Source organism: Candidatus Binataceae bacterium (genome assembly GCA_035508495.1).
Lineage (GTDB): Bacteria > Desulfobacterota > Binatia > Binatales > Binataceae > JASHPB01.
On record DATJMX010000001.1, the window covers coordinates 175,970 to 197,953 of the forward strand.

Sequence of the window (21,984 nt, forward strand, 5' to 3'; positions counted from 1 at the left end):
ATCGCGATGTCAAAATGGTTTGAGACGATCACTCCTGAGATTAGCGAGTTCATTGCCGCGCAGAAGCTTTTTTTCGTTGCGACTGCGCCGCATGAGGGCCGCGTCAATGTATCGCCCAAGGGCATGGACACCTTTCGGGTTCTCGACGAGCGGCGTGCGATTTATCTCGATCTCACGGGCAGCGGCAACGAGACCGCGGCGCATCTGCTGGAGAACGGGCGCATCACGATCATGTTCTGCTCGTTCGACAAGACCGCGCAGATCGTAAGGCTCTACGGCCACGGCCGCACGATTCATCCTGGCGATCGGAACTGGGACGAGTATCTCGCGAAATTTCCCGCCGAACCCGGCGTGCGCCAGATCATGGAGATCGACGTTGAATCCACGATGACATCGTGTGGATATGCGGTGCCCCATCTCGACAATCTCGCGGAGCGCGAGACGCTGAGGAAATACTGGCAGAAGAAGGGCGACGACGCGGCGCCGGACTATCAGCGCAAGCATAATGAGAAGAGCATCGATGGGTTGCCAACCGGTATTTTCGGGGACACATCGCGGAGTGCGAAGTAGTCGCTTCCAGCGCGAGCCAGAACTCACCGCAAAGGGCATAAGGCACCCAGCGAAGATGAGCCGTCGAGATGACGTATAGCCAACGTTTTGATAACTGCTTGATGGCTTCAGCTGATCGCCAGGATCGAGCGCACCTTCGCCGCTATGTCTGGGGCGCGGATAACGTCCGTTATGATTGCGGCGGCGTTTGCTCCTGCGGTTAGTACTTCGGGGACGCGGGCTTCTGTTATGCCGCCGATTGCCACGATTGGAATTCTCACCGCGGCGCGGACTTCCTGCAGCATCGCAAGGCCTTTGCCGGAGGCGTTTTCTTTTAGGCCGCCTGGGTACATCGGGCCGAAGCCTATGTAGTCGGCGCCGGATGCTTCCGCGGCTCGGGCTTGCTCGACGCTGTGGGTTGAGATGCCGATGATCATTTTCGATTCGATCAGCTTGCGTGCGGCCTCGATCGGGAGGTCGTCCTGGCCCAGATGAACGCCGTCGGCGCCCGACAGTATCGCGAGATCAACGCGATCGTTGACTATGAACGTCGCGCCGCGTCTGCGGTTTAGCTCCGCGATCACACGGGCGGCGGCGAGGATGTCGCGCGCGGATGCGTTCTTCATCCGCAGCTGCATCACACGAGCGCCTGCTTCTAGGTAAAGTTGCGCGAGCGCGACCGGCTCGTGGCCGGCCGCCGTATCGATCATCGCGTAGAAATGCGAATCGAACTTGAACGTCATCCGCGCGGATAACGTGTCAGCACGATCTTGTGATCGGTGATTTTTTTGCGCAGCGTGTTGCGATTCAGCCCGAGCATCCGCGCCGCACGCACCTGATTGCCGCTTGCGCGCTTGAGCGCCATCTCGATAAGCGGCCGCTCAATTTCGGCGACCAGCTTGTGATAGAGATCGCGCGGCTCATCACTGCCAGGCGAATCGAACCATGATGCGATACGACCCGTGATCACCTCGGCCAGGTTCGACTGATCGTCGACGCGCCCCACCGCGATTGGCGCGACCGTGGTTGGCGACAGTTCGATATCCTCGGCGCGAATCGTAGTGCCGGGCGCGAGCAGCGCCGCGCGCATGACAGCGTTCTCAAGCTCGCGGACGTTGCCGGGCCATTCGTAGGAAAGCAGCTTGCCTCGCGCCTCGGGGCTGACGGCGCTCACGCGCGCGCCCATCTCCTGCACGGCCTTGCCGACGAAATAATCGCTGAGCTCGGAAATATCTTCGCGGCGCTCGCGCAGCGGCGGCATGCTGATCGGAATGACGCGCAGGCGGAAGTAGAGGTCTTCGCGAAACTGGCGCGCCGCCACGAGCTTCTGCAGATCCTGGTTCGTCGCGGCGATCACGCGCGCCTTCACCTTCAACGTCTCTACGCTGCCGACGCGGGAGAACTCGCGCTCCTGCAGTACCCGCAACAGCTTGGGCTGGAGTTCGAGCGGTAGGTCGCCGATTTCATCAAGGAAGATCGTGCCCGCATCGGCCATCTCGAATTTGCCCGCGCGGCGCTCGGTTGCGCCCGTGAACGAGCCGCGCTCATGACCGAACAGTTCGCTTTCGAGCAGACCTTGCGGGATCGCCGAGCAGTTGACGGCCACGAACGGCGAGCGCCATCGCGATGACTTGAAGTGAATCGCGCGCGCGACCAGCTCCTTGCCGGTGCCGCTCTCGCCGCTCAGCAGCACGGTCGCATCGTTGGTGACGACGCGGCCGATGAGCTTGTACACCTCCTGCATCGCAGGACTGCGGCCGACGATTTCGCCGCCGACGAGCTGGCGATTTACCTCGTCCTTGAGACGATCGAGATCGGCGGCCTGCGCTGCTACTTCGACACCGCGCTTTATTGCCGCCGCTACCAGGTCGAGATTCGCGAACGGCTTGGTCATGTAATCGTGAGCACCGCGCTTCATCGCCTCGACGGCGTTGTTCATCGTGCTGGCCGCGGTAATGACGAGGATAAGCGTGCGCACGTTCTCGGCCTTGGCAGCGCTCAGGACCTCAAGGCCGCCTGTGCCGGGCATAATGATGTCGAGCAATGCTACGTCGAAGCGATTTGATCTTAGTGCCTCTAGGGCTGACTGGCTGTCGGGCGCTTCCTCGACCCGATAACCGTCAGCTTCGAGGCGATGCCTAAGTACGAGGCGGATCGCCGGATCATCGTCGGCGATCAAAATCGCAGCAGCACCGCTCGGATCTTTCAGTCTTTCAGCAAAGGTAATGTCTCCAGCCGCCATCTATGTCGCTCCCGCGCAACCAATGTAGGAGATGTGCACAGTTGTCGCGAGCGGCTGAGCCTGAATGCCTGTTCATTAGGCGTTGCCCGCTTGCGGCATGACTGGGAGCGTGACGCGGAAGGTGATTCCCGGCCCGCCTCCGTCAGTCTTGATCCCCCCGGGCGTCGCCCACAGCCGGCCTCCATGAAGGGCGACGATACGCTGGCTGAGCACCAGGCCCAGCCCCGTGCCGGCCGGCTTGGTTGTAAAAAATGGCGTGAAAAGCTGCGCGATCGCCTCGGACTTCATTCCTGGCCCGCTGTCGGCGATATCGACGCGCAAGAACTGAAGACGCCGGCCTTCGGCCGTCATGCGGAAGCGCGTCTCCATCCTCGTGTGCAGCCGGATCCTGCCCACGCCGCCGATAGCCTCGGCTGCATTCTTCAGCAGATTCAGGAAGGCCCGCTCCAGTGCTGCCGTATCGCCCATCACCTCGGGCAAACTGGGATCGAAGTCCTGCGTAATCTTGATTCCCTCGCTGGCCGGAAGGAGCCCGGCCAATCTGAGCGCCTGATGCAGAACCTGGTGGATGTTGACCGGCTCCTGCGCCAGGCGTTGTGGCGAGCTGACCGTCAGCACCTGCTCGACCAGCGATGCGATCCGATTGACGCCGTCGAGAATCAACCCGCAGTACTGCTGAGCCCGCTCGTCAGCGGGGAACATCGAGGCGAGCAGCTCGCCAGCGCCCTTGATGCCCGTCAGCGGGTTCTTGACCTCGTGTGCGAGTCCGGCGGGAGAAAGGCGAAGATTGAGGTCGCCACGGCCCGCAGCCTCGGCAGCGCTTTTCTGATGAGACAGGTCGTGCAGCAGAATGACGACCCCGCGGGGCTTCTCGTCGGAGCTCATCAGCGGCGAAACGTCGGCGCGGACGGAGACTTCGCGCGGCCCGATGAAGAGGGCGGTATCGGGATCGCCGAGCTCCTGGCTCGTCTCGATACAGCTCGAGACCATCTTGGCGAGCCAGTCGTTCTGCTTGAGGATGTCCTGTAGGGTTGTGCGCGAAGGCTGGGATACGCCGAGCATCGTCTCGGCCGCAGTGTTGACGCCGAGAGTATCGAGATCGCTCGATACGACGATCACGGCGTCAGGCAAACTTTCTACAACATCGCGCCAATTCAAGGGGTTTTCGACTTTATCAGGGCCCACGCGGACGACGCCTGATATCGAAAAGCTAACATATCTGCAACGCTCAAATAAGGCGGACGCGGACGAAGATTCGTTGTGCAGCGTATCTGACGGCGACGGCAAGTTTCGCAGCGCAGAAGTTCCAATCAATCATACTAAAGTCACAAATTAGATTTTTTTATCCGATCGGGGTTGATCCTCCTCGTCTTGGCCGATAGCCTTCTCACCGGTCTGAGGGAGAATGGGTTTCAGCAAAGAACTCTTCGCCGGTATCTTCGTGTGCCTCGCGGCGTCGCCGCTCTGGCAGGTGAACCTGGCGAGCGCGGCGCAGGGAGACGGCTCCCAGGCGCAGCACGTCAGCATCGATTCGGCTCCCGATCCCCTTTCAGTTCAGGCAGATCGCGTAAACTTCGCCGGAGTGGACGGCGAGCATCGGCTGCTGCCGGCGGACGCCTTGGTCATTCCCCAATCCAATCCGTTCATTCTTTCTGCGCCGAAGGTTGTCCCTCCGTTCCCAATTGCACTCAACGATTATGTCCGCCGCTATCTCGCGGACTTCATGCACGCGCCCGACTCGCTCCAGGATTCGTTCGATCGCAGCCGCCCGTATCTGGTGCAGATGGTGAAGGTGCTGCGCAGCTATGGCGTTCCCGAGGACATGGTTTACCTGGCTTTCGCCGAGAGCGCTTTTTCGGGTGGGCAGGAGAGAGGCATCTGGCAACTCAACGCCGATACGGCCCGGCGCTTCGGACTTCATGTCGATTACTGGGTAGATGAGCGCCGCGACCCAGTGCTCGCGACTCAAGCGGCCGCCGAATACCTGGCTACCCTTCACGACGCGGCCGGATCCGATTGGCGAATCGCCGTCGTCGCGTGGAACAACGGTGACCATGCGATCGACCGCTACTGGTCTTACCGCGGCTCGAATTTCGATCGCCTGATGAAGCGGCTGCCGCGCCGCACTCGGGCCCTGTTCGGGCGTTTCATGGCAGTCGCTTATATCGCGCATCATGCCACCAGCTACGGACTGACATTCGTTAATTTCGACGCCGCACCTGCATTCCGCCAGATTCGCGTCAAAGGTGGCGTAGCGTTGCGAGTGCTGGCTGCCGAGTATGGGACGACGATCGAGCGTCTGCGCTCGATGAATCCAGCTCTCCTCGGCAATTTCGTTCCGCCCTGGGCGCCGGCCTACAACGTTAGAGTTCCCCTCGACAGCCAGGCGTCTAATCACGCCGCCTATTAGATTCCGAGAATCGCAAGAGCGTTACGCCGCCTGCACGGTGAAGCGGAAGCTCGAGCCTTTTCCGGGCTCCGACTCCACCCAGATTCGCCCGCCGTGCGCCTCGACTATACGCTTGCAGGTCGCCAGCCCGATTCCGTTGCCTTCGTAGCGGTCGCGGGCGTGCAGCCGTTCGAACATCCCGAAGATTCGATCCTGATGGCCCGGGTTGATTCCGATACCGTTGTCGGTCACGGAGATAACCCAGAAGGCGCCCTCGCGCTGAGCTTCGACGCGGATTTTCGGCGGCTCGTCGCCAGCGAACTTGAGGGCATTGCTGAGTAGATTCAGCATCAAGTGATAGAGACCCGACCGATCCGCCATCACTTCGATAGCAGCGTCGTAGTAAACGATCGCGCCGGATTCGCTGACGCGGGTAGCCAGCGCTGCGGTAGCGCGCTTGGCGGTTTCCTCGACCGAAATCGGGCGCAGCTCCGTATCGCGCCCCGCTCGCGAGTAGTTGAGCAAGTCAGCGATGAGAGATTGCATCCGCTTGGCGCCATCGACTGCGAACGCGATGAACTCGTCGGCGTCCTTGTCGATCCGGCCCTTGTAGCGATGCTCGAGGAGTTGCAGGTAGCTCGTGATCATCCGCAGCGGCTCCTGCAAATCGTGGGAAGCAACGTAGGCGAAGTGCTCGAGGTTTTCGTTGGAGCGCGCAAGCTCGCGTGCGCGTTGCAGCAGCTCGGCAGCGGCGCGCTTGCGGTCGGTAATATCGTAACTGAGCTCGACGATCGCGGTGAGCCGCCGATGCTCGTCGAACGCGGGACTCGATGTGAGCGCGACTTCGACCGAGGAGCCATCCTTGCGGCGGCGGCGCGTCTCGGTTTCGAGCGAGCCTTTGCCGTCAGAGAATCGCGAGACCACTTCCAGGGCGTAAGCATGGAACTGCTCGCCCATGATCGTTTCTATCAGCTTGCCCACCGCCTCGGCGGCAGTGAATCCGTATAGTCTTTCGGCGCCTGGATTCCACGTGATGACCTTGCCCCCCGGCTTGAAGACGATCACCGCGTAGTTCGATCCTTCGAGCATCGCGGCCAGGCGCGCCTGGTATTCGTGCGCGCGCTTGAACTCCGTCAGATCGTTGATAGTGGCGAGGACGAAGACTCCCTTGTCTGTCCTGAGCGGACTAAGACCGATCTCGACCGGGAAAGTCGAGCCGTTCTTGCGGCGCGCCAGCAAATCCATGTCGGGCGCCATCTTCCTGATCGTCGGACGCGATGTGTAGTCGGTGCGCAACGAGACGTGCCGCTCGCGAAAATCCCCGGGCATCAGCTCTTCGACATGCAAGCCGACGAACTCCGCCGGCGAGTAGCCGAAGTAGTCAAACGCCGTAGGATTCGCGTAGGAAATTTTACCCTGTGGATCGATCAGGATTATCGCGCTGGGTATCGCATCGAGCAGGGTTCTAAATGTTGATTCGTCAGCGTAACGGCTTTCAATCACGGCAATTTCTCACGGAGGTGAGAAATCCAAATCACGTGCCGCGACGAAGACCGTGCCACCAACTGTTTCATCGTGCGACGGCGATCGGCGCTTCTCAGTTTTTGCGCGCCACGACAACCTGTCGATAGCGTGTGCGCGAGACGCGAGGAAAGGCGCGCTGCCGGAATCACGCCGCTTCGTCAGTTTTTTGGCGTGACCAAAGCGCACTGCGCGTCGCTCCGCGCCCGGTTCTCACGCAAGACGCGCGAGCGTATTGTTGGCTCGTCATGATTAGCGCCGACGAAGCAATCCGTATCGTTCTCGAAAATACCTCGCGGCTCGGCGTCGAGCGGGTGCCGATTCTCCAGGCTCTCGGCCGCGTGCTGGGCGAGGAAATTCGCTCCCCGCGCGATATCCCGGGCTTCGACAATTCCGCGATGGACGGTTATGCGGTGCGCAGCGCCGATGTCGCATCGGCGTCGGAATCGAATCCTGTCAGGCTCGAAGTTATCGAGACGGTGCCTGCCGGCAAGATGCCGTCGAAGAAGGTCGAGCGCGGGCAGGCTGCGCGCACGATGACCGGCGCGCCGATCGCTGACGGAGCCGATGCCATAATCCAGGTCGAAAAGACTCGCGGCAGCGGCAGCATGGTCGAGATTCTCTCGGCCGCTGAAGTGCGCAATTTCATCCGCCCGCGCGGCGAGGATCTGCGCCGGGGTGAGGGCGTATTCTCTGCCGGAAAGACGCTGGCTCCCGCTGACCTTGGGATGCTCGCCTCGCTCAATCGCTCGATGGTCGAGGTTTACCGCCGGCCGCGCGTCGCGATCGTTTCGACCGGCGATGAAATCGTCGAAGTCGATCAGCCTCCCACCGGTGCACAGGTTGTCAACTCGAACGGATACGCACTCGCAGGCGCGGTGCTCGAGGCGGGCGGCGAGCCGACGATCCTCAAGATTGCCCGCGATACCGAAGCCGAGATTCGCGAGCGCCTGGCCGAGGCGCTCACCTTCGATGCGATGCTCTCGACGGGTGGTGTTTCAGTTGGCCAGTTCGATCACGTCAAGGGTGCGCTCGACGCTCTTGGGTTGAAGCAACTCTTTCACGGTGTTGCGCAGCGTCCCGGCAAGCCGCTCAAGTTCGGCACGGTCGGCTATCGAGCAGTGTTCGGTCTCCCAGGCAATCCCGTATCGACGCTGGTGTGCTTTTACCTCTATGCACGAGCGGCGTTGCGCAAGATGGGCGGGCATGAGCGGCTGGGATTGCCGCGCGTGCAGGCGCGATGCGCGAGCGACATCAAGACGGCAGCGAACCTGACTGAATTTGTCCGCGTCATCGTGACGCGCGGCGAGGATGGCCTCGTCGCGACTCCTACCGGCGCTCAAGGCTCGGGGATGCTGAGCTCGGTATCGCGCGCCGACGGCTTGCTCGTGGGACCGGCGTCGGAGACGATCCTCAAAGCCGGAACTCAGGCGGTGGTTTTGCTGCTTGGCGGTACGGAGCCGGTCGTGCTCGATGAGAATGTTGGATTCGAGGAGCCGCGCCGCCAGAAATATTGAATCGCGAACAGCGCGGCCGCGCCGAACAGCGCCGCGCCAATCACGATCGCCGACAGCTTGAGCTGCAGCGTCAGGATCCCGAACGGCAGCAGGTAGAACTTGACCGTATCGACCTGGAAGTTTGCATAGATGATGTAGAGAACCCAGAGCACGACGATCGTGGAGATGATGAACTTCGGCGACTTGACGAAACTCGGCATTGCGAGGTTCCCTCCTCGGGACCCAGGCAAAAGCTTGCTAGGCCATTAATAACTTGTCAACGCAGGAGTCTCCACGCGCTCGCGCGCACAAGTTCGATAACAGAAAGATGGCGCCGCTTCGATGCGATACAGAGTAGGGCAGGGTTTTGATTTTCATCCCCTCGAGGCGGGCCGCAAGCTCGTGCTCGGCGGAGTTGAAATCGCGCACGAGAAGGGATTGCGCGGGCATTCCGATGCCGACGTCGCCGCGCATGCGCTCTCCAACGCGATCCTGGGCGCAATCGGCGAAGGCGACCTCGGCCGGCATTTCCCGGACAATGATCCCCGCTATGCCGGCGCTGACAGTATCCGATTGCTGCGTGAGGTATGGCAGCTCGCGGCCTCGCGCGGATGGCGCCTCGTCAACGCCGACCTGACGATCGTCGCGCAAGCGCCGAAGCTCAAGCCCTATCTCGATGAAATGCGCACGCGTCTGGCCGCGGCGCTGGGCGTCGATCAGACCTCGCTCAACATCAAAGCATCGAGTCCGGAAAGCCTCGGCGCGCTTGGCCGTGGCGACGGGATGGCTTCGGCGGCGATCGTCATGCTCGAGGCGGATTGATCTTCAGGCGGCCTTGCGGTCGTCGCTCTCGGGAATCAACTGACAGCCGTTCATTTCGCGAGCCGCGCGCAGAATGCCCGCGACTTCAGGCTCCGCCAGGAACGCTTCGAACATCGGCAGGGTATCGAACTGGAGAGCGATCGTGACGCGGTCGCCGTTGTCGTGATGGACGCTGAGCGCGCGCCCACCAAACCGCCGCCGCGCCTCGCTGAATACGTCGAGGAACCGCAGAAAATCCAAAGGCGCAAAATTCGCAAGCAGATTGATCATCGAGTTCTTCCGACCTCCTTCTGAATCCTCTCCGTGAATGTCCGATCCCCTCTCTCTGACCAGGGAGAGGGCACGGGTGAGGGTACTCTGCTTCCGGATTTCTTAAGATCGGGCGTACGAAGAAGCCCGCCGACCTCACCCGGCGGCGCGATGCGTCGCCGACCTCTCCCTGGTCAGGGAGAGGGATTCAGAGTCTCTGATCGTTTGATGCTTGCTGGTTTCGCAGAGATTCAGAGATCGTCGCCGGACTCGCCCGATGAACCGTCGTCGTCGAGGCCGCCGCCGCTTTCGAGTTCCTCGACCGCTTGGTCGAACTCAGGCCCGGAGAACTCCTCGCCCATCTCCTGGCCCATCTTGCGCATCATCCGCGCGACGCTCTTGGGATCGTTCTCGTCGAGGCCGCCGAGGTTAGTCGGGTCGCTGAGCGAATCGAGCCGCGCCTCCTCGCTCTTGGGCATCGCAAAGCGCGACATCAGCCGGTGCATCTTCCTGCTGCCGCAATGCTCGCACGTCGGCGTGACCTTCTCGCTGACGCGCATCGTCAGCACGCTCGATCGGCGCCGGCACTTCTCGCACTGGTATTCGTATATCGGCATAAACTCGATTTAAGTTTGTCCGCGCGGCGAATCGAGGGCAACCTCTGGCTCAGGGGAATTTGAGTCGAAACAGCCGCGCGGCATTCTCGGTTGCAATCTCCCGCACAGTCGCGAACGTCTCAGCTTTGATTGCCGCGATCGCAGCGATCGCGTCGGCAACCATCGCTGGCTCGGTAATGCGACCGGAAAAGCGATCGCCGTATTGCCACGGGCCGTCGGTCTCGACGAGGAGATGTTGGAGCGGAACGATGCGCGCGAGATCGCGATCGCGTTCGCGATAGACGACTTCGGGCGTAATCGAAATGAAGTGGCCCGCGTCGATGATCGCACGCGTCGTCGCTTCGTCCGACTTATGCCAGTGAAAGACGGCTCGCGGCGCGCCCGCGCTCGCGATGACTCGCAAAGCCTCCGCGGCGGAATTGTGTGGCGCGTGCAGGATCAGCGGCAAGTCCAGTTCGACAGCCAACCGCCCCATCGTGTCGAGGCGCTCGCGCATCCGTGCTCGCACCGATTGGTCGTGGGCGCTATCGCCGTACCACGGAAGGCCGACCTCGCCGATCGCGCAGATGCTCGAGCGCTCTGCGCGGATCATCGCCACTGTCGCTTCGAACTCGCGATCGGTAAGTTCGTAGCGCTCAGGATGAAAGCCGAGCGCGGCATGCACGAAACCCGGAAAGCGTCGCGCGAGCTCGAGCACGGCGCGATTCGACGCGGGTGACACACCCGGCACGACAACCGCGCGCACTCCTGCTTCACGCGCGCGCTTGATCGTGCTCGATGGGTCAGCATACTGGTCAGCGTCGAGATGAATGTGAGTATCGATCATCAATCTGTAACGTGGCGCGCCGCCGCGCGCCACAATTCTACGCCCGGCGCTGCGCTCGGGCATCTCGCGTAGGCCTCCGCACCGATGAGCGAGCTTCGCCTGATGTGGCGCAACACGCGGATGGTCGTGCTGTGCGCGATCTCCGCCGCGCTCTACGCCGCGGTGTTGATTCCGTTCAAGGTCGTGCCGTTTATTCCCGGCGTCACCGAACTGCGGCCGGCGAATGCGATTCCAATCGTATGCTCGTTTCTGTTCGGGCCGGCCGCGGCGTGGGGCTCCGCGATCGGCAACATGATCGGCGACTTTTTCGGCGGCGCCTCGCCGGGTGACATCTTCGGTTTCTTTGCCAACCTCGTTTACGGATGGATTCCCTATAAAGTGTGGGAGATGCTCGCGCACGGCGAGCGCCCCGTTATCAATTCGCCGCTGACCTTTGTGAAGTACGCGATCGCATGCCTCGCGGCGAGTGTGCTCTGTGCCGATATCGTCGGATGGGCCGACAACGTGCTCGTCATCCGGCCGTTCGCCGTGCTCGGCAACGTCATCATCTTCAATAACATGGTGTCAGCGCTTGTCCTCTCGCCGTTTATTTTGGCCGCGGTGTACCCGCGCGTCAAAAAAGGCCGCATGACGTACGAGGACATGATGCCCGAGGTGAAGCGCAAGCCGCTGGCCGTGCAGCTCGCAGGTTTTGCGATGCTCGTGGTAGGCGAGGGCGGGGCGTGGGCCACGGGCAACCTGCTCTCGACGGGATTCTGGAAGCCGGGCTTCCTGCCCGTGCGATGGCTCGAAGCGCCGTACGACAAACCGGTCCTGATCATAGTCGGACCATTCCTGTTGCTCGCCTTCGCGGGCCTCTTTGTGATGTGAAAGCGCAGGCGCAAATCAAATCGAGCGAAGCGCCCGCGGGGATCAGCGTCGAAGGCGTGTCGTTCACGTATCGCGATGCGGCCCATCCCGCGTTGCGCGCAATAACGCTCGCGCTCGCGCCCGGCGAGATGATCGGCGTGATGGGTGCGTCGGGCGCGGGCAAGTCGACGCTCGCGAAATGCCTCAATCGGATCGTGCCCGAGTTCGAGGACGGCGATTTCAGCGGCGTGATCCGAATCGGCGGCGACGATCTCGCCTCGATGCGCGTATGCGAAGCGGCCCCTCGCATCGGCATGGTGTTCCAGGATTTCGAGGCGCAGCTCTTCTCGACCAACGTCGCGCACGAAGTCGCATTCGCGATGGAACAGGTTGGGATGGAACGCGCGACGATGGCGACGCGAATCGCGCCGGCGCTCACCGCAGTCGGCCTCGAAGGTTTCGATGCGCGCGATCCAACCTCGCTGTCGGGCGGTGAGAAGCAGCGCCTCGCGATCGCATCGGTGCTGGCGCTCAGTCCGAGCGTTGTCGTGCTCGACGAGCCGACTACTGATCTCGATCCTGAGGGCAAGAAGGAAGTCTTTGCGCTGATCCGCTCGCTGCGCGAGCGCGGCATGGGACTGATAGTCATCGAGCACGAATCGGAAGAACTGCGCGGCGCCGATCGGCTCGTGATACTGCGCGATGGTCAGATCGTCGCCGACGCGGCGCCGGCCGAGGTGATGACCCAGTTCGAATTGCTCGAGGATTCCGGCGTGCGACCACCGGGTTTGAATCATCTACTTAGTTTGCTCGAAATACCGATTCACGCCGAAAGCGTCGAGCATGCGCACGTAGAGATCTTAAAGAAGTTTCCCCGCTTCACGGCAATCTCAGGCGACAATCACGTTTCGGATGAATCGCCGGCCCCGCCGGAACCTCACATCAAAATTGAAAATCTCAGTTTCAACTATCCAAACGGGCCGCGCGTGCTCGATTCGATCGATCTGAGCATCGCGCCGGGCGATTTTCTCGCGATCGTCGGCCAGAACGGCTCCGGCAAGAGCACGCTCGCGAAGCATATCGTGGGACTGCTCGAACCGGTCGCGGGGCGCGTGCTGATCGGTGGCCGCGATCGGAGGGCGATGAATCCGGCCGAGACCGCGCACGAGGCCGCATACGTTTTTCAGAATCCCGACCACCAGATTTTTTCCGCCACCGTCGAAGACGAGGTCGCGTTCGGGCCGCGCAACTTCAAGCTCGCGCCCGATGAGATCGCGCGCCGATGCGACGAAGTGCTTGCCGCGGTTGGACTCCAGGATCTGCGCCAAAGCGATCCGTTCCTGCTGAGCAAGGGGGAGAGGCAGCGGCTCGCCGTCGCGAGCGTGCTCGCGTTGCGGCCGCGGCTGCTGATTCTGGACGAGCCGACCACGGGCCTCGACTGTCGCGAGCAGCGCAAGATGATGGCGCTCATCAATGACCTCAACCGCAGCGGAATCGCAATCGTGATCATTTCGCACACGCCGTGGCTCGTGGCCGAATACGCAAAACGCGTCGTGCTGATGCGCAAGGGGCGCAAGCTCTTCGACGGCGGCGTGCGCGAGTTCTTTGCCAACGATGAATTGCTCGCGGGTTCGTCGTTCCTGCCGCCCGAGGTGACGCAACTGTCGCGCCGCTTCGGCACGCTCGCGCTGAGCCCCGGCGAGCTGGCGGCCTGGATCAGGGAGCGCGCCTGATGCCGATTTATCGCTACATCGAAGGCCGCAGCGGGCTCCATCGGCTGCATCCGGCGGTGAAGGTCTTCGGCCTCTTCATCATGTTCTGGTCGGTGTACTGGGTCGATAATCCGCTCGCGCTGATGCCGCTCGGTATCCTGATGCTGATCGCGGCGCGCGTCACGGGCGCGTGGCCGAACTTCTACCGGCTGCGCTGGTTCTTTCTCATCCTCGTGATGACGACGACGATCATGTGGCTATTTTTCTATCAGCGCGGCACGCCGCTCTTTTCGATACCGCTATTTCACTTCGGGTCACATGAAATCGCACTGCGGGTTACCGGATTATCAATAGTATTCGGCATCGGACGCGGCCTGAAACTCGCGGAGTTGCTCGCTGCCTCAGTACTCTTCCTGTCAACGACAAAGGTCGAGGAGTTCACGGTCGGACTGCATAAACTGAGAGTGCCGTATCGATTCGGCTTTGCGATCTCGCTCGCATTCAGGCTCGCCGCACTATTCGGCGACTCCGCGGCGACGATCGTCGATGCGCAGCGGCTACGCGGCTACAATTTCTCGGAAGGCAACGTATTCGAGCGGATGCGCCGCTACGTCCCGGTCGCGGTGCCTGTCTTCATGGGCGCGCTGCGCAAAGCCAACAACATGGCAATGGCCCTGGAAGCCCGCGGCTTCGGCGCCAGCGCCACACCAACCACCTTCATCGACTACCCAGTCCGCAAAAGCGACCGCCTCGCCTTCGCAGGCCTGCTCCTCCTGGGCGCCTTCCAGTTCCTCCTCTACTACACAGGCCTCGGCGCCATCGGCCCGACGCATTGAATCGGCCTATTGTTAGGGCAAGTCAGCCTGTCGATCTTGTTGAGAGCTTGCGCTTAGCAGCAGCGATCTACGATTTAAAAGAAGGCCGTCCTGCCGCGGCGGTTTGACCTGGTTTTCGAGTCCGTGCCTTCGCTGCGGGAGTCGGAGTGCAGGTCGGAGTCGGGGTCGGAGACGGCTTGGTTGTTTGCTCAGCTTCGAGGGTTTGCTCCTTAAATTTGTTGAATATCGTGTCGCAGTATTTCCAGATATGCGTCCTGCTGTCCAAGTCAACTAGAGCTTGGATCTCTGACTGGGCCTGCTGATTGTTGGGGCAGTTCGGATCGACGGGTTGGCAGGGAGCGCCGATTTTAGGACCGTTATGTAAGGCACTCAGAGCAATTTGGAATCCGGCTTGGTATTCAGTTGCCGCCAAAGTCAGGCATGATTCTTCGAGGTTCTTGAATAGGTAATCGGAGGTTATTTTACCGATTTCCTGAGCCACTTGAGGACTTACTCCCGCGGCAGTGGGACAGCAGGTTGGCGTTGCTGCGGGGGTCGCGGCTTTGCTCGGGGAAGGAGATGATTTTCAAAGCATCTGCTTTTCGATGGAAAAGTGCCGCTAGTTATTTCCGAAGTGCTTCGTCCACCAGCTCCAGTGTTTTCGGGCGCATGAACAGTAGGCTTTCAACTCTGCGCAGAGCCCCAGCACTCTGTTTGAACAGTCACAGGAACAGACGGGACCTCGGTGTCGGAATCGCAGACGACGTTACACGAGGTCCGAGTGGGTAACCCGCATTGCGCTACACGATCTTGCCAACGCCAAGAGAACTAAGATTCCAACAAAAAGAGCAATCTTAGCTGGATACCCACGGCGTATTTGATTACTCGCTCCGAGCGCTCCAGTGCCGCGCCGCCAGCCGATGCCTTTGGACCAAACCCCTTTGAATATGTCCACGACTCTCCCCCTTTGAGAGTTCAGCGGATGATGACGAATTGTCGCTAGTAGCGCAAGCTATTGTTACTAAGAAATAGATAAAACAATCAGGTTGTTATAAGTGCTCGGCAAAAGGGGGGGCGGATGCCAGGTAACTCGGGATATGCGACTTAGCCTGCCGCAGAATCGGCGCGAGTAACGACGCGTGGCATTGTCCTTCCGTCATGGTGAGCGAAGTTGCAACTTGGCAGGCGAGGGGTTCCGGAGCGGCGGCTTTTTTCGACGCGCGATGGCGTGCTAATGATCTCAGACTTGCGGCGGGAGTTTTTGTTTTTGGGGAGTCTCGATGCTTTTCGTTTTTATTGGGCATGACGGGCCTGACGGCGCGACGCTTCGGCCGAAGCTGCGCGGGGCTCATCTTGATAATCTGCGGCCGCTGGTCGCGCAGGGAAAGGTCAAGATCGCGGGACCTTTCACCGATGGCAGCGGCAGTTTGATAGTCTTTGATATGGAGAGCGAGGCTGATGCGCTCGCGTTTGCGAACAGCGATCCCTACACGAAGGGCGGCGTGTTCGCGCGGATCGAGGTCAAGCCTTTCCGCCAGGTCTTTCCCGAGTAAGTAATTTTCATCGCGACGGAGCTTCGATGGCTGGAGCGTTATCCAATCTCAAAATCGTGGAACTGGGCGAACTGGTGTCGGCGCCGTATTGCAGCAAGCTGCTGGCCGACATGGGCGCCAACGTCATCAAGATCGAGCGCCCGGGCGCCGGCGATCGCGCGCGCACGCGCGGCCCATTTCCCGGCGACACGCCGCATCCTGAGAAGAGCGGGCTTTTCCTCTATCTCAACACCAACAAGAAGGGCGTCACGCTCGATGTTGCAGAGCCCGAAGGCTTTCAGCTCTTCGAGCGCCTCGTCGCAGATGCTGACGTCCTGATTCACAACGTTACACCACTCGATATGGATCGAATCGGTCTCACCTTCGAGCGGATGCACAAGCTGAATCCGAAGCTGGTGATGACCTCGATTGTGCCGTACGGGCTCACGGGGCCGTATCGGAACTATCGCGCTGAGGATATGTCGCTGTGGTGCGCGGGCGGCGTATGCGTGCTGAATGGCGGCGGCGCCGAGCATCGCGAACTGCCACCGCTGCGCACCTTCGGCAGCCAGGCAGGATTCCAGGGCGGCGTGCATGCCGCGACGGCAACGGTCGCAGCGGCCTTCGCGCAGCTTCGCGAAGGTCTCGGCCAGCACGTCGAAGTGAGCGTTCAGGAGTCGATCAGCTCGCAGCTCGAGATGACGTTCGAGTACTGGCCGTACATGGGAATGATCGCGACGCGCCTCGGCCAGAAGCCGATCCAGCCGGTCGAGACGATGGAGTGCAAGGACGGCTATATCTACCTGTGCTGCATCGAGGAGCATCAGTGGCGCAACTTCGTCGCCATCATGGGCAATCCTGAGTGGGCGGATCTGGAGATCTTCAAGGACCGCCTGCAGCGCGGCCTCAACTGGGATGCGCTTAAAGTTTTACTTGAAGAATATGTCAGCGGGCAGACGGTGCTGGAGCTCTATCGCGCGGCGCAGTCGCGGCGCGTGCCATTCGCTCCTGTCTCGACGATGGGCAGTCTGCTCAGCTCGGAGCATCTGAAGGCGCGCGGCTTCTTCGTCGAGATCGCGCAGCCTGTAGCGGGCACGCATAAGTATCCCGGCGCGCCGCTCAAGTATGGCCGCACGCCGTGGGAAATCCGGACTCCCGCGCCGACGCTCGGGCAGCATAACCAGGAAATATTCGGCAAAGGGCTCGGTCTCAATGACGCGAAGCTCGCGGAACTTAAACAAAAGGGTGTGATTTAGCGATGGCCAAGGCGCCGCTTGATGGAATCCGAATCTGCGACTTCACCTGGGTGTGGGCTGGACCGTATTGCACGCTGCAGCTCGCGCATCTGGGCGCCGAAGTCATCCGAATCGAGACCAAGAACCGCCCCTGCGTAACGCGCCAGCTTCCGCCGTGGCCGGGTGGCAAGTTCGACAGCCTCAACAAGTCGGGCTACTTCAACCAATACAACCAGGGCAAGAAATCGCTGTCGCTCAATTTCAAGCATCCCGAGGCGCAGGAAGCCGCGTGGCGCCTGATCAAGCAGAGCGACGTGGTCGTGAACAACTTCGCTGCCGGCGTGATCGAGAAGATGGGCTTCGGCTACGAGGCGGTGAAGAAGGTCCGCCCCGACATCGTGATGATCTCGCTCTCGGGCTATGGCGACACCGGTCCTTATAAAGACTACGTCGCGTATGGGCCTGCGCAGGTGCCGCTCTCGGGGCTTTCATCGCTTACGGGCTACAAGGGATGGCCGCCGATGCACGCCGGATTCAGCTACGCCGATCCTAACGCTGGAGTTCACGGCGCGTTTGCGGTGATTTCGGCGCTGTATCATCGCGCGCGCACCGGCGAGGGTCAGTACATCGACATGAGCCAGTGGGAATGCGCGATGGACCTGCTCGCCGAGGGAATCCTCGAATACACGATGAACGGGCGCGAGCCCGAGCGGAACGGCAATCGCGATCCGTTGATGGCGCCGCACGGGATCTTCAAGTGCCTCGACCTGCCGGAGAAGGTTCTCGATGTCGTGATCGATCAGTTTGTGTCGATTATCTGCGCTGACGATGCGGAGTGGGGCCGGCTTGCGCGAGCGATAGGAAAGCCCCAACTCGCGAATGATCCGCGATTCAAGACGCTCGCCGCGCGCAAGCAGAATGAGGACGAGCTCGAGGCGATTGTCACCGAGTGGACTTCGACGCGCAAAGTGATCGACGTCGTGCGCGAGTTGCAGGCCGCGAACATCGCCGCCGCCGCATGCGCCGACAACAAGTACATCGACGAGGATCCGCATCTCAACGAGCGCAATTATTTCGTCAAGCTGCCGCATCCCGAGGTCGGCTCGCAGCGGCACTGCGGAATCCCGTGGCGCTACAGCGAGTCGGAATCGAAGGTGCGCTCGGCGGCGCCGTGCCTCGGACAGCATACTGAGGAAGTCATGACCGGTTTGCTCGGCTACTCGAAGGCCGAGTACCAGGCGATGAAAGATAAGGGCGCGCTCGACTGACGGAGGCGACAATGCGCAAGCTCACGACCCTGCTCGACGGACTCGCGTTTCCAGAGGGCCCGCGATGGCATAACGGCAAGTTCTACTTCTCCGACATGCACGCGCATCAGGTGATCGCGACGGACATGCAGGGGAATCGATCGGTCGTGTGCGAGGTTCCGAATCGACCCTCGGGCCTTGGATGGCTGCCGGACGGGCGGATGCTCGTCGTCTCGATGCGCGATCGCAAGCTGATGCGCCTCGATCCCGACGGCCTCAAGGTCGCGGCTGACATGACGCCGCACGCGCCGTTCGACTGCAACGATATGGTCGTCGATTCGAAAGGGCGCGCCTACGTCGGCAACTTCGGTTTCGATCTGCACAAGGGGGAAGCGCAACACGCGACCACGCTCGTGATGGTTACGCCTGACGGCAAGCTGAGCGCGGTTGCCGACAATCTCGAATTTCCCAACGGCACAGTGATCACGCCCGATGGAAAAACGCTGATCGTAGGCGAGTCGTTCGGCCGACGGCTGACCGCATTCGATATCAACGATGACGGCACGCTGCGCAATCGTTGCGTGTACGCGGAGCTCGGAGAGAACGTGCCCGACGGAATCGGCCTCGATGCGGAAGGCGCAGTCTGGGTCGCATCGCCATTCCGTCACGAAGTCATCAGGGTGAAGCAGGGCGGCGAAGTGACCGAGCGCATCACGGTCGAGACCGACGCCTTTGCGGCGATCCTCGGCGGCCCCACCGGCCACACCCTCTTCATCGCAACCGCAGGCAGCTCGAATCCCGACGAGTGCATCGCAAACCGCAACGGCCGCATCGAGATCACAGAAGTAGAAGTCCCGCACGCGGGCCTTCCATGATCGCCTCTCTCTGAATCCCTCTCCCGTAAACTAACGGGAGAGGGATTTGAAGGGCGCCTACGCGCCGCGCGCCTCTGGCGCGCGGCGTGCTCTCGTGGCGTAATCAGTAGCGATGGGCTTCAACGGTAATGCCGAAATCTTCCGCGCGCGGCGCAGGCGCTTCATGGAAGCGATCGCGCCGGGCGCCACCGCAATCATGACCAGCGCGCCGGTTGCGACGCGATCCGGCGACGTCGAATTCATCTACCGGCAGGACAGCGATTTCTACTATCTGACGGGCTTCGGCGAGCCGGAATCGGTCGCAGTGCTGTCGCCGGGCCATCCCGATGGCGAATTCGTGCTGTTCCTGCGGCCGCGCGACAAGGAGCGCGAGACCTGGACCGGGCGCCGGGCGGGAGTCGAGGGCGCTATGATCGAATACGGGGCCGACAAGGCTTACGTAATCGATGAGCTCGAAAAGATCCTTCCGCGTTATCTCGAGAAGAGCGAACGCCTGCATTATCCGCTGGGCCTCAACGAAAAGATGGACGAGCGCGTGATGAAGCTCGTCAGATGGGCGCAGGCGATGCGCCCGCGAATCGGCACCGGCCCGGCCGTCATTTGCGAGCCGCGTGAGATCACGCACGAGGCACGGCTGCACAAGGAGCCCGGCGAGCTCGACTTGATGCGACGCTCGATGAAGATCTCCGGCGAGGCCCATCGGCGTGCGATGCTGAAAGCGCGTGGCGGCATGATGGAATGGCAGATCGAGGCCGAAGTTGACTACGCGTTTCGCTCGCAGGGCGCGACGGGCCCGAGCTATCCGTCGATTATCGCGTCGGGACCGAACGCCGCGATCCTGCATTACATCCACAACGATCGCGAGATGCGCACCGGCGAGTTGCTGCTGATCGACGCCGGCTCCGAGTATGACTATTACGCGGCAGACGTGACGCGCACCTTTCCGATCGGCGCGAAGTTCACGGAGCTGCAGAAAGATTTCTACGAAATCGTGCTCGACGCGCAGCTCAAGGCGATCGAAGCGATCAAACCTGGCGTGCGTTTCGACGATCCGCACGAAGTGGCGCTGAAGATCCTCGTCGATGGCATGCGCCATCTGGGACTGCTGCACGGCAGCACCGAAGAGATCATCAAGAGCGGCGACTATCGCCGTTTCTACATGCATCGCACGAGTCACTGGCTCGGCATGGATGTGCACGACGTCGGCCTCTACCGGCGCGAAGGCGAGTCCCGAATCCTCGAGCCCGGGATGGTGCTGACGGTCGAGCCGGGCCTCTACGTATCGCCCGACGACGACACGGTGCCAGAGAAGTATCGCGGCATCGGCATCCGCATCGAAGACGACGTGCTCGTGACCGAAACCGGCCACGAAGTAATGACCGCCGGCATCCCCAAAACAGTCGCCGAAATAGAATCCCTCACGACGGCGTGATGGAATCGAACTAAACTGGCGAATTTCATGAATGGTATAAAGTCGCGGCTGTCGAATCGCGGCCAAGTCACAGTTCCGAAGAAATTGAGAGATAGGCTGGAACTGAGGCCGGGTGCGATTCTGGAATTCAGCGAAAAGAACGAAGGCCTGATCGCATCGAAGAGTGGCGCGTTCGACGCGACAACTGAACTGGTAGGTTGCGTCAATCGACACCGACGCGACGATGAAACAGCTTACGGCTCGAGTGATTCCTGGGCGCAGACTTCGGGCTTAGACCCCTCGTCCTGACCCGGCCTATGTGCGAGCTCTTAGGGCGCTTAACCTCCCCCTCGCGCTCTCCTGGGATAAGGAGAGCTGACAGAAAGACGGCCTTCTGAACCCCTGGCGAATGGATTTGGGATTCTCCGTCTTAATCCCGTACAAGCAGTTGGCGGCAAGCGAATCTCACCAAAAGTGGTAGAGCGGTTCCTTGCAGATTTTGCGATCGTAGCCGCAGTTCTGGGCGCAGAGACCGGCCTGGTTGTGGCAGTAGAAAATATCGTTGCCGTGCAGCTGACAGACCTGGTAGATGCGATGACATTCTGTAGAGCACTCGGCCAGTTGTGTTTCGCAGGTCGAGCCGCATCCTGATGCGGCGATCGCGCTAATCGCGATTGCCATCGCGCTGACGCACAATCGCGACCGGATCACTTTACAGTTCGAGTGCGCTCGCGTTGCCGACGATGCTCTTGGTGCCGTCGGACTTCTCGCACCATACTTCGACTTCGGCCCGGGTGCGGCGGCCCTCGGCATGCCGCTCGACGATGAGGCCCTTGGGCCCTGTCACGTCGTTGCCCCAGACCACGTTGACGAGCCGCAGGTCCATTTTTCCGCCGGCGAGGAAGCCTAGACCGAAACGCTTCGTCATCATCCCGGCGATCATGCAGACGGAGAGCATCCCCTGCACGACGATTTCGGGAAAGCCCAGTTCGACTGCCTTTTGCTTATCGTTGTGGTAGTTGCGCGCGGGACCTGAGAACGCCATGCACATTTCTTCGGTGATACGGCGCATCGGAGCTTCGATCGGCTCGCCGCCGCGCTCGCCGATTTTGAAGGAGCGCTTGGCGTCCTTTTCACGAGCCCGATCGATAACGAAGCCTTCGCGCGGCTTGGTTTCAAGCAAAAAACTCTGATGCGTTCGACTGCGTGAGACGATCTGCCCGGAGGCGTTACCGACCAGCACTTCGTTCACAACGTATTCGCGGTCGCGCTTGACGTAGCGATCGACGATTACGGCGCGGGTCGTCAGCTGCTCGCCGATTTTCACCGGCGAAAAGAGATCCCATTCCTGGCGTGCGTGCAGGTTGCCGTAGATGCTGAGGTACCATTCGAGCGTGCGATACACCGCGGAATGGAGTATCAGCGCGGGCGCGATCGGTCCGTCCAGCGGAGACCTCTCGCGATACCATGCGTTGTCGTCGCCTGTCCCCGCGATATATGTCGCGACCAGCTCGGGCGTGATGTCGTAAGTCTGGCCGCCGTAGTCGCGACCGACGAACACTTCGCTGGGATCGTAGATTTCCTGGCCCATCGCGCG

At 61.1% G+C, this 21,984-nt stretch carries 23 protein-coding genes; 12 read left to right on the top strand and 11 right to left on the bottom strand.

Annotated elements, in window-relative coordinates; translation table 11 throughout:
* Positions 1 to 6 precede the first annotated feature (6 nt).
* Positions 7 to 570: a pyridoxamine 5'-phosphate oxidase family protein gene (locus VMA09_00815; GenBank protein ID HUA32117.1), complete on the top strand. Its 564-nt coding sequence runs from the start codon at positions 7 to 9 to the stop codon at positions 568 to 570.
* A 107-nt stretch (positions 571 to 677) separates the two neighbouring features.
* Here VMA09_00815 and thiE read toward each other — a convergent pair whose 3' ends face one another.
* The 3 genes from thiE to VMA09_00830 all read right to left on the bottom strand — a co-directional run bounded on the left by thiE (position 678) and on the right by VMA09_00830 (position 3,976).
* On the bottom strand, positions 678 to 1,292 hold the full coding sequence (gene thiE, locus VMA09_00820) for a thiamine phosphate synthase (GenBank protein HUA32118.1): 615 nt from the start codon (positions 1,290 to 1,292) through the stop codon (positions 678 to 680).
* Positions 1,289 to 2,791, bottom strand: a complete 1,503-nt coding sequence (locus VMA09_00825; protein ID HUA32119.1) for a sigma-54 dependent transcriptional regulator — start codon at positions 2,789 to 2,791, stop codon at positions 1,289 to 1,291. Before VMA09_00825 ends, thiE begins: the two co-directional genes overlap by 4 nt.
* 75 nt (positions 2,792 to 2,866) lie before the next feature.
* Complete coding sequence (locus tag VMA09_00830; GenBank protein ID HUA32120.1) at positions 2,867 to 3,976, bottom strand: ATP-binding protein; 1,110 nt, start codon at positions 3,974 to 3,976, stop codon at positions 2,867 to 2,869.
* A gap of 220 nt (positions 3,977 to 4,196) precedes the next feature.
* Here VMA09_00830 and VMA09_00835 point away from each other — a divergent pair, with 220 nt between their 5' ends.
* A complete protein-coding gene (locus VMA09_00835) occupies positions 4,197 to 5,201 on the top strand; it encodes a transglycosylase SLT domain-containing protein (protein ID HUA32121.1) in 1,005 nt (334 codons plus the stop codon).
* Between the two features lie 21 nt (positions 5,202 to 5,222).
* Here VMA09_00835 and VMA09_00840 read toward each other — a convergent pair whose 3' ends face one another.
* Positions 5,223 to 6,683, bottom strand: a complete 1,461-nt coding sequence (locus tag VMA09_00840) for a PAS domain S-box protein (GenBank protein HUA32122.1) — start codon at positions 6,681 to 6,683, stop codon at positions 5,223 to 5,225.
* Positions 6,684 to 6,949: 266 nt separating this feature from the next.
* Here VMA09_00840 and glp point away from each other — a divergent pair, with 266 nt between their 5' ends.
* Positions 6,950 to 8,218, top strand: coding sequence for a gephyrin-like molybdotransferase Glp (glp, locus tag VMA09_00845; protein ID HUA32123.1), 1,269 nt, complete (start codon positions 6,950 to 6,952; stop codon positions 8,216 to 8,218).
* Here glp and VMA09_00850 read toward each other — a convergent pair.
* Complete coding sequence (locus tag VMA09_00850; GenBank protein ID HUA32124.1) at positions 8,128 to 8,418, bottom strand: hypothetical protein; 291 nt, start codon at positions 8,416 to 8,418, stop codon at positions 8,128 to 8,130. The two genes, glp and VMA09_00850, sit on opposite strands and share 91 nt — an antisense overlap.
* 121 nt (positions 8,419 to 8,539) lie before the next feature.
* On the opposite strand from VMA09_00850, the gene ispF reads away from it, so the two are divergent.
* Complete coding sequence (gene ispF / locus VMA09_00855) at positions 8,540 to 9,019, top strand: 2-C-methyl-D-erythritol 2,4-cyclodiphosphate synthase (protein HUA32125.1); 480 nt, start codon at positions 8,540 to 8,542, stop codon at positions 9,017 to 9,019.
* Between the two features lie 3 nt (positions 9,020 to 9,022).
* On the opposite strand, the gene VMA09_00860 is transcribed toward ispF, so the two are convergent.
* The 3 genes from VMA09_00860 to VMA09_00870 all read right to left on the bottom strand — a co-directional run bounded on the left by VMA09_00860 (position 9,023) and on the right by VMA09_00870 (position 10,774).
* A complete protein-coding gene (locus VMA09_00860) occupies positions 9,023 to 9,289 on the bottom strand; it encodes a hypothetical protein (GenBank protein ID HUA32126.1) in 267 nt (88 codons plus the stop codon).
* A gap of 230 nt (positions 9,290 to 9,519) precedes the next feature.
* Positions 9,520 to 9,885 (bottom strand): zinc ribbon domain-containing protein, encoded by a 366-nt coding sequence (locus VMA09_00865; protein ID HUA32127.1) that lies wholly within the window; start codon positions 9,883 to 9,885, stop codon positions 9,520 to 9,522.
* A gap of 49 nt (positions 9,886 to 9,934) precedes the next feature.
* Complete coding sequence (locus tag VMA09_00870) at positions 9,935 to 10,774, bottom strand: TatD family hydrolase (protein ID HUA32128.1); 840 nt, start codon at positions 10,772 to 10,774, stop codon at positions 9,935 to 9,937.
* A 21-nt stretch (positions 10,775 to 10,795) separates the two neighbouring features.
* Here VMA09_00870 and VMA09_00875 point away from each other — a divergent pair, with 21 nt between their 5' ends.
* Genes VMA09_00875 through VMA09_00885 form a run of 3 tightly spaced genes read left to right on the top strand, consistent with a single transcriptional unit; the run spans position 10,796 to position 14,108 of the window.
* A complete protein-coding gene (locus VMA09_00875; protein ID HUA32129.1) occupies positions 10,796 to 11,581 on the top strand; it encodes a QueT transporter family protein in 786 nt (261 codons plus the stop codon).
* Positions 11,578 to 13,293 carry an energy-coupling factor transporter ATPase gene (locus VMA09_00880; protein ID HUA32130.1) on the top strand — a complete coding sequence of 572 codons (1,716 nt, stop codon included), beginning with the start codon at positions 11,578 to 11,580 and terminating at the stop codon, positions 13,291 to 13,293. The genes VMA09_00875 and VMA09_00880 overlap by 4 nt, the downstream gene beginning before the upstream one ends.
* The gene (locus VMA09_00885; protein ID HUA32131.1) at positions 13,293 to 14,108 is read left to right on the top strand and encodes an energy-coupling factor transporter transmembrane component T; all 816 of its coding nucleotides are present in this window, start codon (positions 13,293 to 13,295) and stop codon (positions 14,106 to 14,108) included. The genes VMA09_00880 and VMA09_00885 overlap by 1 nt, the downstream gene beginning before the upstream one ends.
* Positions 14,109 to 14,175: 67 nt before the next feature.
* Here the strand turns inward: VMA09_00885 and VMA09_00890 are convergent, their stop codons facing one another.
* A complete protein-coding gene (locus VMA09_00890; protein HUA32132.1) occupies positions 14,176 to 14,589 on the bottom strand; it encodes a hypothetical protein in 414 nt (137 codons plus the stop codon).
* A 778-nt stretch (positions 14,590 to 15,367) separates the two neighbouring features.
* Between VMA09_00890 and VMA09_00895 the strand changes: the two genes are divergently transcribed.
* The 5 genes from VMA09_00895 (at position 15,368) to VMA09_00915 (ending at position 20,408) form a co-directional block, all read left to right on the top strand.
* Entirely contained in the window at positions 15,368 to 15,640 is a 273-nt protein-coding gene (locus VMA09_00895; GenBank protein ID HUA32133.1) for a YciI family protein, read from the top strand.
* 26 nt (positions 15,641 to 15,666) lie between these two features.
* On the top strand, positions 15,667 to 16,875 hold the full coding sequence (locus tag VMA09_00900; GenBank protein HUA32134.1) for a CoA transferase: 1,209 nt from the start codon (positions 15,667 to 15,669) through the stop codon (positions 16,873 to 16,875).
* A gap of 2 nt (positions 16,876 to 16,877) precedes the next feature.
* On the top strand, positions 16,878 to 18,122 hold the full coding sequence (locus VMA09_00905) for a CoA transferase (protein HUA32135.1): 1,245 nt from the start codon (positions 16,878 to 16,880) through the stop codon (positions 18,120 to 18,122).
* Between the two features lie 11 nt (positions 18,123 to 18,133).
* The gene (locus VMA09_00910) at positions 18,134 to 18,976 is read left to right on the top strand and encodes an SMP-30/gluconolactonase/LRE family protein (protein HUA32136.1); all 843 of its coding nucleotides are present in this window, start codon (positions 18,134 to 18,136) and stop codon (positions 18,974 to 18,976) included.
* 112 nt (positions 18,977 to 19,088) lie between these two features.
* Positions 19,089 to 20,408, top strand: a complete 1,320-nt coding sequence (locus VMA09_00915) for an aminopeptidase P N-terminal domain-containing protein (protein HUA32137.1) — start codon at positions 19,089 to 19,091, stop codon at positions 20,406 to 20,408.
* A 444-nt stretch (positions 20,409 to 20,852) separates the two neighbouring features.
* On the opposite strand, the gene VMA09_00920 is transcribed toward VMA09_00915, so the two are convergent.
* Positions 20,853 to 21,068 carry a hypothetical protein gene (locus VMA09_00920; protein HUA32138.1) on the bottom strand — a complete coding sequence of 72 codons (216 nt, stop codon included), beginning with the start codon at positions 21,066 to 21,068 and terminating at the stop codon, positions 20,853 to 20,855.
* A gap of 31 nt (positions 21,069 to 21,099) precedes the next feature.
* Positions 21,100 to 21,978 carry a MaoC family dehydratase gene (locus VMA09_00925; GenBank protein ID HUA32139.1) on the bottom strand — a complete coding sequence of 293 codons (879 nt, stop codon included), beginning with the start codon at positions 21,976 to 21,978 and terminating at the stop codon, positions 21,100 to 21,102.
* Positions 21,979 to 21,984: the final 6 nt, after the last annotated feature.